We start from the raw sequence: 13,743 nt of genomic DNA, 5'->3' as shown, positions 1-13,743 counted from the left end.
AAGGTGAGCCCTTCGCCTTTCGAGAAGAGTGCAGGTCGCGGCGGCTACGGCTACACGCGCGACTACCCCGTCGAGCGGTACATGCGCGAGGCCGAGATCATGCAGATATTCGAGGGCACGAACCAGATCCAGCGGCTGGTCATCAGTCGCCGGCTCTCCCGCTGACACCGGCCAAGCGGCTGGGGGTCCCCCCACGCCCTTGAGGCAGTGGGGGAGTGCGTGCCAGGCGCCGGGCGCCCGACCGAGCTCGCGCGGGGGCACCCCCATCGCCGCCGCGCGCTGATCCGACCGGAGATACGACACAGGCTCTCAGCCCCGGACGCGTCGCCCGTCCTTGTAGACCTCGCGGATCCGCTCGGACAGGGACGTCAGGTCGTAGGGGTCCCCGTCCACGACGACGATGTCGGCGAGGAGTCCGGGGCGCAGCCGGCCCGTCAGTTCGCCCATGCCCAGCAGGTCGGCGGCTGAGGACGTGGTGGCGGCCAGGACCTGGGCGGGGCTCATGCCGCCCTTCTCCATCAGGGGCAGTTCGCCGAGGTTTTCACCGTGCGGGCCGACTCCGCTGTCGGTACCCATGGCGACCTTCACCCCGGCCGCGACCGCTCGGGCGAAGGAGTCGCCGTGCGCCGCGGCGGCCTCCCGCGCCTTGGCGAGCACCTCGCCGGAGATCCGGCCCCCGCTCTCCGCCAGTCGGATCACGGCGAGTGGCGCCGACAGCGTGGGCACCAACCAGGTGCCGTGCCGGAGCATCAACTCGATGCCCTCTTCGTCGAGATAGACGCCGTGCTCGATGGAGCGCACCCCGGCCCGTACGGCGTTCTTGATGCCTTCCGGGCCCTGGGCGTGTGCCATCGCGTGGACTCCCGCGGCCCGGACCTCGGCCATCATCGCGGCGAGCTCGTCGTCCCGGAAGTGCGCGTGCCGGGGGTCGTCGCCGGGCGAGGCGACGCCCCCGGTGGTGCACACCTTGATGGCGTCGGCGCCCGCCCGCAGGATCTCCCGGACCCGTAGCCGCATCGCCTCCGGTCCGTCGACGACGCCGTACGGTCGGCCCGGTGTCACCGACGCGAACGGTGTCGAGATCCCCGACGGATGCCAGGCGTCGCAGTGCCCGCCGGTCTGGCTCAGCGCCGTGACCGAGATCCGCATCCGTGGTCCGTCAATCAGCCCGTCCCGCACCGCCTGGCGCACTCCGGCGTCGGCGCCGGCCGCGTCCCGCACGGTGGTGATGCCGACGTCCAGCGTGCGGCCCAGATTCCGCATCGCCTCGTAGTACTGGTACGAGTACGGCGTCCCGATGTGCCGCATCAGATCCAGCCCCGACAGCGTCACATGGACGTGGCAGTCGAAGAACCCGGGCAGCAGGGTCGTCCCGGTGACGTCGACCGCCTCGTCCGCGTCGAGGCCGGTGCCGATGTCCAGGATGCGGTCGCCCTCGATCAGCAGGTCGGCGTAGGAGGGTTCGGCGCCGGTGCCGTCGAAGACGCGGCCTCCGGTGAGGACAGTGCGGCGGAGGGGCATGGCGTACGGCTCCTTGTGGTGGTTTTTTTTGGGGGGGGAGCTGGTTCAGATTGCCTGTGCGGACACGGTCTGCTCGGCCGGCGACGCGAGCCGGTCGGCGGTCGGCGCTTGCCGTCGCGCCGCTACGGCCATGAAGACCACGCCGACCAGCAGCACCCCGGCGAGCACCGCCCACAGCGTCAGATAGCCCGACAGCGACGGCACCCCCGTGTCCGGCAGCAGGAAGGCGCTCAGCAGCACCGCGAACGCCGCGCCCGCGATCGAACCGCCCAGCGAGCGAAGGGTGTTGTACAGACCGGTCGCGATGCCCGCGTCGGCGGCCGGGCTGAGTTCGGTCACCAGTGCCGGGTACGTGCCGGAGGCCAGGCCCATGCCGGCGCCGACCAGGGCGTGGGCGAGCACGAAGTGCCAGACCTGGGTGTGCAGGACGACCAGGGTCATGTAGGCGACGGCGATGAGCGCGAGTCCTGCCGTGATGGTGACGTACGGGCCGATCCGCCGCGCCACTCGGGCGCACAGCGCGGCGAAGACGGTGGCGCCCAGCGTCATCGCCAGGGTGACGAAACCGATCTTGGCCGGTGTGAGGCCGAGCCCGTATCCCGCGGTGGCGGGGGAGGAAGCGAGGAAGGTGGTGTTGGCGACCTGAGCGCCGTAGATGCCGACGCCGAAGCAGAGCGCGGCGGCGAAGGGCAGGCCGAGCCCGGCGCGTCGCACCATCCGCAGGTTCACCGCGGGTGCGGCGGCCCGCAACTCCCAGGCCACCCAGCATGCGCCGACCACGACCGCCACGCCCAGACAGAGGAGCACGGCGGGCGCGGTCCAGCCGGCCTTCGGCGCCATCGCGAGACCGAACAGCAGCGCGGCGATGGCGACGGACAGCCCCGCGAACCCGGCGACGTCGATCCTCCGGGGGCCGTCCTTCGGTGCCGGATCGCCGGCCGGTACGAGGGTGAAGACGATGACCGCGCAGACCGCGAGCAGCAGTGCCGGAACGGCGAGGGTCCAGCCGACCGACGGCAGCGCGGCGTCCGCGAGACCTGCCGTGGCCGAGCCGATGATCGCGCCGAACGCCAGCGCGCTCACCAGGTAGCCGATGCCGCGCCGGGCGGCTTCCCCGCTCAGGCGGCCCCGTACCAGGGCGACTTCGAGCGGAATGAAGGCGGCGAACGGGCCCTGCAGCGCCCGGCCGGTCAGGAACAGTCCGTAGTTCGGGGCCACGGCCACCAGCACCGACCCGACGAGGACGAGGATCACGGCGATCCTGAGCAGTCGGCGGTGCCCGAACAGGTCGCCACACTTGGCGAGGACCGGGACGCTGACGGCGGCGGACAGCAGCAGGACGGCGTTCAGCCAGTTCAGGCCGGCAGCCGAAACACCGTACTTGGCGCCGATGTCTCCGGCCAGGACGGGCACGTAACCCTGCAGCAGCCCGCTGCACAACTCGACGAAGGCGAGGAAACCGACGGCGGCGCCGACGCGGGATTCGACTCTGGGGACGCTCATGGAGGTACTCATGGGGACGCTCCGGAGGTGAAGGGGACGGGAAAGCGGTGAGGGGTGGCGGAACCGTAGGAAAAGTCCCTCACCGACGTGTTCCGTTGCCGGAATCCACCATGGAGAGCCGTATCCCGCGAGAATCGGGCACCTGACCCCAGGGGCTCGACCGAATCCGGCAGGCGTCAGGCTGTCGGCGTCCCCGGACGCAGCACGACCGGTACCGTCCCCCGAGACGTGCCGTCCTCCCGCAGCAGATGCCCGACCTGCTTCACCGGCCGGATCACGACACACCGCTCGACGACCTCGATGCCGGTGAACCTCCGCTCCACCAGCGTCTCCATCTGCGGCACCTGCTGCAGGGACCGCAGCCACATCCCCACCAGCAGGTTCACCGGCCCGGCCGCGGTGATGACGGCCCGCACCTCGGGCACGGCGGCGAGCGCGGCGGCGCCCGGGGCCAGCGCCCCGGCCCGGGCCTTCGCCAGGTACCAGGCGCACACCGGCCACCCGGAGAACGACCGCGCGATCTCGCACCGCATCAACAGCGCCTCGGAACCGAGCGCCTCGTCCATCCACCGCCGTGCACTGGTCGCACTGACGCCCATGGCCCGCCCCACCCGCTCGTAGGAGGCCCGCCCGTCCGGCGTCAGCGCGGCCACGAGATCCCAGAACCACGGCCGCCGGTACACCTCACCGGCAGCCTCGGCCGACCGCGCGCCGTACGCGGATCGCACGACCCCCGCTTCGCTCCGGTCCAGCGCCCGCAGCCGCCACATCCCGCCCTCCGCCGTACTGCCCACCGCCAGATGCACCCGCGACGACAGCACCCCGGGCAACTCGCCGACCCGGTCCAGGGCATAGCTGGTCAGGCTCCGCTCGTCGATGGCCCGCACGGACAGCATCAGGTTCCGCTCGCCGGAAGTGATGTCGAGCGACACACACTCCGGATCATCGGCCAGCACTCGTACGACATCGTCGAGCCGGCCGGGTTCGCATACCAGGTCCACGAACGCCCCGGGCGCCCCCGAGGCCAGCCCCGGATATACCGCGGTCCACGCGAGCCCGCGCTCCCGCAGCCGCTCCCACCTCCGGGCGACGGTCCCCGGATCGGCCCCAACCCCCCTGGCCAGCGCACTCCACGGCGCCCGCGGTGCGACCTGCAACGCGTTGATCACCCGCAGATCGAACTCGTCCAGCCGCTCGGCCGCCCCGGCGGACCCACCGGCATCCGGCTCGATACGCACCATGACCTCATCCTGCACCACGCCCGCGAGCCCGGACATCAGCTGCTCGACGGTGCAGCGGGCCACGCCGACGCCCTTGCGGAGCCGAGTTCTCGCTTTTGACCCGCACGGCTTTGACCTGCACGGCGAAGGCATTCCAGTGGTGGCGGCGCTCGCCCCTCGGTGCCGTCGCCGCAGGAGCGGAGGAGGGGCGTGCCCACTGATCACGGACTTTCGCGCAGGGGAGCAGGTCATCGGCGCGCTGCACGCCCGTGGCACCGGGCCCGAAGCTGCGGGGCACGGCCGTAGTCGGCGTCGGCTCGGCCCCGACGGCCCCTCTGGGCCGGCTGCCGCCCACGCGAGGGTGAATGCCACTACGACGCATTTCGTCGAAGTAGACTTCGACGAAATGCGTAGTAGTCGAGATGTGGGAGAGTGAGTGGAGAAGAGCCTGCCGGCCAAGCCGGACGATGTGGTCGACCGGGACCGGGAGTGGGGTCTGCTCGCGGAGTTCCTCACCGACGCGGATCCGGCGATGCGGCTCGGCATTGTGTCGGGGCGGCGGCGGCACGGGAAGTCGTACCTTCTGCAGGCCCTGTCCGAGCAGGTCGGCGGTCTGTACGTCACGGCGGTCCGGGAAGAGGGGCGGCTGCCCGCGATCCAACGGTTCAGTGACGCGGTTGCCACGCATGCCGGCCTGAGGTCGGGCAGTCTGCGCCTGACCGACTGGCGTGACGTGTTGTCCAATGCCCTTGAGGTGACGTCCCGCTCGAAGCATCCGCTCCTGGTGATCGACGAGTTGCCTTACCTGCTCCAGCACTCGCCCGAGATCCCGGGACTGCTTCAGCAGCTCTACGACGAGCGCCAGCGCGGTGCCCGGCGTGGTGCCGGGCCGGGACCGCGGCTGATCCTGTGCGGCTCCGCGATGAGCGTCATGCACGAACTGCTCTCGGGAACCAAGCCGCTGCGGGGCCGGGCCGTGGTCGATCTGCGGCTGGGCGCCTTCGACTACCGCGACAGCCGGGACTTCTGGCAGATCACCGATCCGCTGACCGCGCTGAAGGTGCACGCGGTCCTCGGCGGGGCACCCGGCTACCGACCGGTGGCCGGCCGTCCGCATCCGGACGACGGCTTTGACGCGTGGCTCACTCGCACACTGCTCGATCCGGGCCGGGCGGTGTATTCGCGTACTGAGACCGAGTATCTGCTGCGCGAGGACCCCAGGATCACGCAGCACACCCTGTACTACGACATCCTCACCGCGATCGCGAACGGCGCCACCACCCCCAGCAAGATCGGGGCTGCTCTGGAGCGCCCGCGCAATGCGGTCGCTCACCCCCTAGGTGTGCTGGAGTCCACCGGCTACATCCGCAGGGAGCAGGACATCCTCCGCTCCAAGCACCCCGTCATCACCCTCGCCGACCCCGTCATCCGCTTCAACCAGCTCATCACCCTCCCGCAGGCGGCTGCCGTGGAGCAGGGCTTCGCAGAGCAGGTCTGGCAGCAGGCCGCCCCGACCTTCAACTCCAAAATCCTCGGGCCGCACTTCGAGGACCTGGCCCGAGACTTCACCCGCCGCTACGCGCACACCTTGCTCCCCGGTGGGCTGCCCGGGCCGGTCGGCACCACCGAGGTTGCCGACCAGGCCGCCCGCACGAAGCACGAGGTCGATGTCATCGCGCTGGCAGCCGGCGAGCGCCCGCAGGCACCCCGAGCGAGGATCGCGCTGCTGGGCGAAGCCAAGGCGACCGCCGCTCGCCGTGGGACCGGCGACCTGGAACGCCTGGAACGCATCCGTGGCCTGCTCGCAGATCAGGGGCACGACACCGCTGCCACCACTCTGGCTCTGTACTCCCTGCACGGCTTCTATCCCGACCTGGTCGACCTGGCCGATCGTCGTGACGACCTCCTTCTGGTCGATCTGCCCGCCCTCTACGGCAGTTGACCAAGACAGCCAAGGCTCCTGCCGAAGCTCGCTGAGCCATGGGCGGAACAGCGCGATGTCGGCCTACGTGCAATGGCTGCTGACGGGTGGGTCGGGGTGAGGAGGGCCTGACGTGCGACGAAAGTCTGGTCGGGTTCACTGGCCAGACCGCGCCATGGCCCAGCACGGCGAGCGCCGAGTCGAAGAGGCCCGAGACCCAACATCCGGGACGGTTCAGTACCTCGTACTGGATAGGATCACGCGAGGTATCCGGCCGGTTGGTCACGCGGTGGCCACGTTCGTCACGGAATCTGTGTATCGCCGCAGGTCAGAGACCTGAGACCGAAGCAACGGCCGGGGCCGCCACCCCCCACAGGAGAGGCCCCGGCCGTCGCGCGGTCGGGCCGCGCGGCGGCCCGTACTCTCTACAGCGCCGTGAGTGCGGTTTCTGTCACACCCCGGGTACAGCGCGCCCTCATCAGGGTGGTTGCATGGTGTACGGACATGGACGAGCGGCGGTTTCAGGTCGTAACGTGCCTTTCGCGCCGGGCGCGGAAGACGAACGACCATCGCGGACCATCGCAACGATCGGCGGCCTCGACGCCGCGACCATCGAACGAGGAACCATCGGGTGCTGGGGGACGACGCGGAGCTGACCGCCGCGGTGCTTGCGGCACAGGACGGGAACGAGACCGCGTTCCGGACTGTGTACCGAGCCGTGCATCCGCGGCTGCTCGGGTACGTCCGCACGCTCGTCGGCGACCCGGACGCCGAGGACGTCACGTCCGAGGCCTGGCTGCAGATCGCCCGTGATCTGGACCGGTTCAGCGGCGACGCGGACCGCTTTCGCGGCTGGGCCGCCCGGATAGCCCGCAACCGCGCGCTGGACCACATACGGATGCGCGGCCGCCGCCCCGCGATCGGCGGCGACGAAACGGAACTGACGGGCAGGGCCGCCGAGTCCGACACCGCCGGTGAGGCCATGGAGTCCCTGGCCACCGACCACACGCTCTCGCTGATCGCCCGGCTGCCGCAGGACCAGGCCGAGGCCGTCGTGCTGCGCGTGGTCGTGGGCCTCGACGCCAAGACCGCCGCCGAGACGCTGGGCAAGCGCCCGGGGGCCGTACGCACGGCGGCGCACCGCGGTCTGAAGCGGCTCGCGGAGCTGCTCGGCGAGGATCCGGAATCGAGCGTCGGCCTGGACGGGCTGCCGCCCCAGAGGGAACCGCGCGGCCGCGCGGTGACGTCCGCGAGTGTGACGCAAAGCGTTGCGCGGACGCAGAAGGACATGTGATGGCCGACGAGCGCTGTGCCTTTCCGGGGGATTCGGAGTCCGCCGGCGGCTCCGCCGCGGGCCCGGCCCCCGCCCGGTGGTTGGACCGCGAAACAGCGGAGCTCCTGCTGCGCGGAGAGTCACTCGAAACTGTCGATGCCGCCGCCCGCGACCAGGCCGAACGGCTCGCGAAGACCCTCGAAGGGCTGATCGTCGAGTCCCCGCCGAGCAGCGCGGAACTCCCCGGCGAGGCCGCCGCGCTGGCCGCCTTCCGAGCGGCCCGGTCCGGCGCGCTCCCCGAGCAGGCCGTCGCCGGCCCCCACCGTGCCCGTCCCCGGAACTCCGACGCGGGGCTCGTCCGCATCGGCGGCCCCGCCCCGGGCCCCCGGCGCTCCCGCTGGGGCCGGCCCGCGCGCTTCGGGCTGACGGCCGTACTGGCCGCCGGCATGGTCGGCGGTGTCGCGTTCGCGGCGACGACCGGAGTGCTCCCGGCGCCGTTCGGCCACGACGAGCCCCACCCCGTGACCTCCGTCTCGGTCGGCGCGAGCCCCCGTCCGCTGGTGTCGCCCTCGCAGAACAGCGCGTTGGGCGCCCCCACCCCCGACGGCTCCAGCTCCCCTTCCGCCGGCCCGACGACCCCGCACGGCCGGGCGGACGGCGGCTCCTCGGCCAAGCCCGGCTCCGGCTCCGACGACGGGCGGGCCACCGGCGGCTGGTGGCTCGGGGCCCCGTCGGCCTGCCGTGACGTGCGCGACGGCAGGGAACTCACCGCCGACCGCAGGCGTGCCCTGGAGGGCGCGGCGGGCGGCTCCGGCGCGGCCCGCGTCTGGAAGTACTGCAAGAACGTCCTCGCCGGCACCGACGGTGCGTCCCGCAGCGGCGACGACAAGGACGGCAAGGGCAAGGGCAAGGGCGGACAGGGCCACGAGAACGGCAAGGGCGGCGACCAGGGGGACCAGGGTGGTGACGGCGACGGCCATCACATAGCCCCCGGCCCCACCGTCATGCCGTCCCTCCCGCCCCTGCTGCCGAGGCACCTGGTGACCACGCCGACCCCGTCGCCGAAGCCGACGTACAGCGCGCTCTGACCTGCGGTTTTGTAGCTCCCAAAATTTTCTTTGGCCTGCCAGTAACGTTTTCGGCCCCACCCGCGCAGTACTGAGTGAGCCGACTGGTCATCGGCCGTCGCACAGAGCCGGGGTTCCCCCCGTACCCACGGCTCGTGCATCGGCGCGGGCGGGACACGTTCCCCCGGTCCCGCCCGCGCCCCACTCACTTCTCTCCCGCTTCCGGGACTCACCGGTACACGACGACCTTGTCGCCGTTGTTCACCTGCGCGTACAGACCCGCGATCGCCGTCTCGTCGCGGACGTTGACGCAGCCGTGCGAGGCGCCGGCGTAACCGCGGGCTGCGAAGTCGTACGAGTAGTGCACGGCCTGGCCGCCGCTGAAGAACATCGCGTACGGCATGGACGAGTCGTAGAGCGTCGACCAGTGGTGGCGGGACTTCCAGTACACGTGGAAGACGCCCTCGCGGGTGGGCGTGCCCGTCGCGCCGAAGCGGACCGACATGGTCGACACCGTCCGCCCGTCGATCATCCAGCGCAGGGTGCGGGTCGTCTTGTCGATGCACAGCACCCGCCCGGTCAGACACCGCGGGTCGGCAGGACCGGCGGGCTGACCGCCCATCAGATACAGCTCCCACTTCCCGGGTTCGTGCGTCATCTTCAGCAGCCGATGCCAGGTGACGGTGTCCGTCTCCCCGGTCCTCGGCAGCCCGCGCTTGCCCTGGAACCCCCTGACCGCGTCCTCGGTCAGGTCGTCGTACGTCCCGGTCGGACCGTCGTAGAGCCAGGCGACCTGACGCAGCCGGGCCTGGAGTTCACGCACGTCGTCCCCGGAGTCGCCGCGGGACCACAGCACGGCCGGACCTGCGGTCGAGGGGGACGCGCTCGGCTTGCTGCCGGAGCCGGAGCCGGAGCCGGAGCCGGAGCCGGAGCCGGACCCCGAGCCGGACCCGCCGGAGGGAGCCTTGCTGCTCGGCAGCTGGATGTGCACGGGCGAGTGACCCTTGCCGTCCGTGCCCTGCACGGTGCAGCCGCACACGGTGACCAGGGCCGCGAGTGCCGCCGCAGCGGCGATCGATCTCCCCATGCCCGTCTTACGCACAGCGACCCCCGTCGTCTCACCGATGCAACCGAAAGACCCGCGTGTCACCTGAGATGCTGCCCGCGGATGACTGGTTGCGAACGGCGGGGCATGGTTGTGACGGAGACCGCAAAAGCGCTGTGAGGAAGCTCCCAGCGTGCTTCCCTCCACCGGCTGCACGCACCCCGCTACAGTCCGCAGGAGGGTCGGTCTGTACTGGCCAGTAAATCGGCGGGAGGCATCACACCATGGCGCGCGACTCGGAGTCCGGACTGCCCATCGAACCGGTCTACGGGCCTGAGGACCTTGCGGGCTGGGACCCGGCCGGGAAGCTGGGCGAGCCCGGCCGGTACCCCTTCACCCGCGGTGTCTACCCGTCGATGTACACGGGCCGCCCCTGGACCATGCGCCAGTACGCCGGTTTCGGCACGGCGGTGGAGTCCAACGCCCGCTACAAGCAGCTCATCGCCAACGGCACGATGGGCCTCTCGGTCGCCTTCGACCTGCCGACCCAGATGGGCCACGACTCCGACGCCCCCATCGCGCACGGTGAGGTCGGCAAGGTCGGCGTGGCGATCGACTCCGTCGAGGACATGCGGGTGCTGTTCGGCGGCATCCCGCTGGACAAGGTCTCGACGTCGATGACGATCAACGCGCCGGCGGCCCTGCTGCTGCTCATGTACCAGCTGGTCGGCGAGGAGCAGGGCGTGCCGGCCTCCCAGCTCACCGGCACGATCCAGAACGACGTGCTGAAGGAGTACATCGCGCGGGGAACGTACATCTTCCCGCCGAAGCCCTCCCTCCGGCTGATCGCCGACATCTTCAAGTACTGCAAGGCCGAGATCCCGAAGTGGAACACGATCTCGATCTCCGGCTACCACATGGCCGAGGCGGGTGCCTCCCCCGCGCAGGAGATCGCCTTCACCCTGGCCGACGGCATCGAGTACGTCCGCACGGCGGTCGCCGCCGGTATGGACGTCGACGACTTCGCGCCCCGGCTCTCCTTCTTCTTCGTGGCCCGTACGACGATCCTCGAAGAGGTCGCCAAGTTCCGTGCGGCCAGGCGCATTTGGGCCCGCGTGATGAAGGAGGAGTTCGGCGCGAAGAACCCGAAGTCGCTGATGCTGCGCTTCCACACGCAGACCGCGGGCGTCCAGCTGACGGCGCAGCAGCCGGAGGTGAACCTGGTCCGGGTCGCCGTCCAGGGCCTGGCCGCGGTCCTCGGCGGCACGCAGTCGCTGCACACGAACTCCTTCGACGAGGCGATCGCGCTGCCCACGGACAAGTCCGCGCGGCTGGCCCTGCGTACCCAGCAGGTGCTGGCCTACGAGACCGACGTGACGGCGACGGTCGACCCCTTCGCGGGGTCGTATGTCATCGAGAAGATGACGGACGACGTGGAGGCGGCCGCCGTCGAGCTGATGGCCAAGGTGGAGGAGCTGGGCGGCGCGGTCAACGCGATCGAGCACGGCTTCCAGAAGTCCGAGATCGAGCGCAGCGCCTACCGCATCGCCCAGGAGACCGACTCCGGCGAGCGGGTCGTGGTCGGCGTCAACCGCTTCCAGCTGGACGAGGAGGAGCCCTATGAGCCGCTCCGCGTCGACCCGGCCATCGAGGCCCAGCAGGCGGAACGCCTGGCGAAGCTGCGCGCCGAGCGGGACCAGCCGGCGGTCGACGCCGCCCTGGCGGCCCTGAAGAAGGCGGCGGAGGGCGAGGACAACGTCCTCTACCCGATGAAGGACGCGCTGCGGGCCCGGGCGACGGTGGGCGAGGTGTGCAACGCGCTGCGGGAGATCTGGGGGACCTACGTCCCCTCGGACACCTTCTGAGCAGGGGTTCCGTCATGTGATCCGCCCGGGGGGAGTGTCGTACCGTCGTGCGACACTCCCTCTCATGCTTGGCGTCATCGATCTGCCCACCTATTTGGCAGGACTTGTCCTGATCGTCCTGCTTCCCGGGCCCAACTCCCTGTACGTGCTCTCGGTTGCCGCTCGCCGTGGGATACGGGCCGGGTACACCGCCGCGGCCGGAGTGTGGTGCGGGGACACCGTGCTGATGACCCTCTCCGCCGCCGGGGTCGCCTCGTTGCTGCAGGCGAATGACGTGCTGTTCGGGATCGTGAAGTACGCGGGGGCCGGCTATCTGACGTGGCTGGCGGTCGGGATGATGCGGGCCGCGTGGGGGATGTGGCGGACCCGGCGGGAGCAGCCCCGGCACGAGGAGGAGGCCGTCGTCACCGACGAGCGGCCCTACCGGCGGGCGTTCGTCGTCAGTCTCTTCAACCCCAAGGCGATCCTGTTCTTCGTCGCCTTCTTCGTGCAGTTCGTCGACCCCGGATACGCCTACCCGGCGCTGTCCTTCGTCGTCCTCGGCGCCTTCGCCCAGCTCGCGAGCTTCCTCTACCTCAGCGCGCTGATCTTCGGCGGCACCAAGCTCGCCACCGCCTTCCGCCGCCGCAAACGCCTCTCGGCGACGGCCACTTCGGCGGCGGGGGTCCTGTTCCTGGGCTTCGCGGTGAAACTGTCGCTGGCGAGTGCGTGAGCGTTCCACGGGGGCGAACTCCTGCCGGGGCGGTGTGACGTTTCGGCTCGGTGACCGCATCCGGCACGCGGCTCCGGCCGGTGGGCGCCCCGTCGCCGCGGTTCATCCGACCCGGATGCCGTACCGCGCCGCGTAGTCCGGCAGGCCCTCCGCCGTCCGTCCCGCCCAGCCCACGTAACCGTCGGGACGGATCAGGAAGACGCCGGTGCCGTACGCCTCGTGAGACGGGACGCAGACCGTCGGGACATCGGCCCGGGGGGCTTCGGAGCCCACCGCGAGCAGCGTCCAGTGCGGGCCCCGGAACGCGTCGAAGAGCCGTACGTCCCCCACCGTCCCGTCCGGTGCCCGGTCCCCCGCACGGACCGGGCCCGTGGCCGCGCGTGTGTCCTCGGTGAGGGGCGACTGCCGGTAGCCGAGGCCGAGTTGGACGGTGGCGGCGCCGCGTTTGACCTCGCCGCGGTGGACCCCCGTGGAGATGTCGAGCATCTGCGCCGCAATCGGACGCCGCTCCTCCTCGTACGTGTCCAGCAGGGCCGTGTCCGTGCCGTTCCGCAGTACCGCGCCCAGCTTCCAGCCCAGGTTGTAGGCGTCCTGGATGCTGGTGTTGAGGCCCTGGCCGCCGGCAGGGGAGTGGACGTGGGCCGCGTCTCCGGCGAGGAAGACCCGGCCGGAGCGGAAGTGGTCTGCCAGGGCCGCCCGGGGGCGGAAGTCCGAGGCCCACCGGACCTCCGTGATGTCCTGAGGCGCCAGGTGCGAGCGTGCGGCGGCGACCTTGCGGATGCCGTCCAGGGACAGGTCCACGTCCGTGCCCTCCGGGAACTGGGCGACCAGTTGGAAGTCCTCCGTGCCGGCGAGCGGGCAGATGGCCATGTAGCCGTCGCCGTCCCCGCTCGGCGGGAAGACATGCCAGTTGTCGCGGTCCAGGCCGGTGATCCGGACGTCCGAGACCAGGACCGGGTTCGGGTCGACCTCCCCCGCTTTCGCATTCGGTCGAGCGGGGGCACCCCCGCCGCCGGTCATGCCGATGCCGAGCGCGCGCCGGACCGCCGAGCGTCCGCCGTCCGCGGCGACGGCGTACCGGGCGCGCAGACCGGGCCCGGACGCGAAGTGCAGGGTCACGCCGTCCTCGTCCTGGTCGAGTCCGGCGACCTCCCGGCCGAACTCCACCCTGCCGCCCAGCTCCCGGAGCCGCGCGAAGAGGATCTCCTGCGTCCGCCACTGCGGCACCATCCACGGCTCGGTGAACGCCGAGTCCCCGGCCGCCTCCTTCACCTCGTCGGCGTCGAACATCCGGTGCTCGCCGACCCGCTCGCCGTCCTGCCAGATCATCCCGACCGGGTAGCGCCCGCCGGCCGTGAGGATCGCGTCCAGCACCCCGAGGTCCTCCAGGACCTCCATCGTGCGCGGCTGGATGCCCTTGCCGCGCGAGCCCGGGAACAGTCGGTCCGCCTTCTCCACGACCAGCGCGTCCACTCCCCGCCGGGCGAGGTCGACGCCCAGGGCCAGACCGGTCGGGCCCGCGCCCACGATGACGACATCGAGATCGTTCATGATCCACTCTCCTTAACGCTGTTAAGTGCCAACGGATCCGAGAGTGCCCTTAACGCTGTTAAGCT

At 71.1% G+C, this 13,743-nt stretch carries 10 protein-coding genes and 1 pseudogene; 6 read left to right on the top strand and 5 right to left on the bottom strand.

The window, feature by feature from the left end; genetic code table 11:
• Window positions 1-39: 39 nt before the first annotated feature.
• A pseudogene (locus IH68_RS52830) lies at window positions 40-165 on the top strand (acyl-CoA dehydrogenase family protein); the annotation flags it as partial.
• A gap of 144 nt (window positions 166-309) precedes the next feature.
• On the opposite strand, the gene IH68_RS0107010 reads toward IH68_RS52830, so the two are convergent.
• The 3 genes from IH68_RS0107010 to IH68_RS56295 all read right to left on the bottom strand — a co-directional run bounded on the left by IH68_RS0107010 (window position 310) and on the right by IH68_RS56295 (window position 4,328).
• A complete protein-coding gene (locus IH68_RS0107010) occupies window positions 310-1,521 on the bottom strand; it encodes a metal-dependent hydrolase family protein (protein WP_030930055.1) in 1,212 nt (403 codons plus the stop codon).
• A 45-nt stretch (window positions 1,522-1,566) separates the two neighbouring features.
• The gene (locus IH68_RS0107005; RefSeq protein WP_051833250.1) at window positions 1,567-3,024 is read right to left on the bottom strand and encodes an MFS transporter; all 1,458 of its coding nucleotides are present in this window, start codon (window positions 3,022-3,024) and stop codon (window positions 1,567-1,569) included.
• Window positions 3,025-3,200: 176 nt separating this feature from the next.
• Window positions 3,201-4,328: an Lrp/AsnC family transcriptional regulator gene (locus IH68_RS56295; protein WP_030930049.1), complete on the bottom strand. Its 1,128-nt coding sequence runs from the start codon at window positions 4,326-4,328 to the stop codon at window positions 3,201-3,203.
• Window positions 4,329-4,680: 352 nt separating this feature from the next.
• Between IH68_RS56295 and IH68_RS0106995 the strand changes: the two genes are divergently transcribed.
• From IH68_RS0106995 to IH68_RS0106985, 3 genes are all read left to right on the top strand, one after another.
• On the top strand, window positions 4,681-6,186 hold the full coding sequence (locus tag IH68_RS0106995; protein ID WP_030930046.1) for an ATP-binding protein: 1,506 nt from the start codon (window positions 4,681-4,683) through the stop codon (window positions 6,184-6,186).
• Window positions 6,187-6,796: 610 nt separating this feature from the next.
• Entirely contained in the window at window positions 6,797-7,459 is a 663-nt protein-coding gene (locus IH68_RS0106990) for an RNA polymerase sigma factor (RefSeq protein WP_030930043.1), read from the top strand.
• Window positions 7,459-8,526 carry a hypothetical protein gene (locus IH68_RS0106985; RefSeq protein ID WP_051833248.1) on the top strand — a complete coding sequence of 356 codons (1,068 nt, stop codon included), beginning with the start codon at window positions 7,459-7,461 and terminating at the stop codon, window positions 8,524-8,526. The genes IH68_RS0106990 and IH68_RS0106985 overlap by 1 nt, the downstream gene beginning before the upstream one ends.
• A 208-nt stretch (window positions 8,527-8,734) precedes the next feature.
• Here IH68_RS0106985 and IH68_RS0106980 read toward each other — a convergent pair whose 3' ends face one another.
• Window positions 8,735-9,592, bottom strand: a complete 858-nt coding sequence (locus IH68_RS0106980; RefSeq protein WP_030930038.1) for a L,D-transpeptidase family protein — start codon at window positions 9,590-9,592, stop codon at window positions 8,735-8,737.
• A 242-nt stretch (window positions 9,593-9,834) separates the two neighbouring features.
• Between IH68_RS0106980 and IH68_RS0106975 the strand changes: the two genes are divergently transcribed.
• Window positions 9,835-11,415, top strand: a complete 1,581-nt coding sequence (locus IH68_RS0106975) for an acyl-CoA mutase large subunit family protein (RefSeq protein WP_030930036.1) — start codon at window positions 9,835-9,837, stop codon at window positions 11,413-11,415.
• 64 nt (window positions 11,416-11,479) lie between these two features.
• On the top strand, window positions 11,480-12,127 hold the full coding sequence (gene leuE / locus IH68_RS0106970; protein ID WP_030930034.1) for a leucine efflux protein LeuE: 648 nt from the start codon (window positions 11,480-11,482) through the stop codon (window positions 12,125-12,127).
• A 102-nt stretch (window positions 12,128-12,229) separates the two neighbouring features.
• On the opposite strand, the gene IH68_RS0106965 is transcribed toward leuE, so the two are convergent.
• Complete coding sequence (locus IH68_RS0106965; protein WP_030930032.1) at window positions 12,230-13,678, bottom strand: FAD-dependent monooxygenase; 1,449 nt, start codon at window positions 13,676-13,678, stop codon at window positions 12,230-12,232.
• Window positions 13,679-13,743: the final 65 nt, after the last annotated feature.

The organism is Streptomyces sp. NRRL S-646, from assembly GCF_000720765.1.
Classification (GTDB): Bacteria; Actinomycetota; Actinomycetes; order Streptomycetales; family Streptomycetaceae; genus Streptomyces.
Note: the sequence above shows the minus strand (reverse complement) of the source record. Positions and strands in the feature narration are given on the sequence as shown.

Bases quoted from the DNA above. Each gene is read 5' to 3' on its own strand.
- IH68_RS0107010 (WP_030930055.1), bottom strand. From the start codon at position 1,521: ATGCCCCTCCGCCGCACTGTCCTCACCGGAGGCCGCGTCTTCGACGGC.
- IH68_RS0107005 (WP_051833250.1), bottom strand. From the start codon at position 3,024: ATGAGCGTCCCCAGAGTCGAATCCCGCGTCGGCGCCGCCGTCGGTTTC.
- IH68_RS0106985 (WP_051833248.1), top strand. From the start codon at position 7,459: ATGGCCGACGAGCGCTGTGCCTTTCCGGGGGATTCGGAGTCCGCCGGC.
- IH68_RS0106980 (WP_030930038.1), bottom strand. From the start codon at position 9,592: ATGGGGAGATCGATCGCCGCTGCGGCGGCACTCGCGGCCCTGGTCACC.
- IH68_RS0106975 (WP_030930036.1), top strand. From the start codon at position 9,835: ATGGCGCGCGACTCGGAGTCCGGACTGCCCATCGAACCGGTCTACGGG.
- leuE (WP_030930034.1), top strand. From the start codon at position 11,480: ATGCTTGGCGTCATCGATCTGCCCACCTATTTGGCAGGACTTGTCCTG.
- IH68_RS0106965 (WP_030930032.1), bottom strand. From the start codon at position 13,678: ATGAACGATCTCGATGTCGTCATCGTGGGCGCGGGCCCGACCGGTCTG.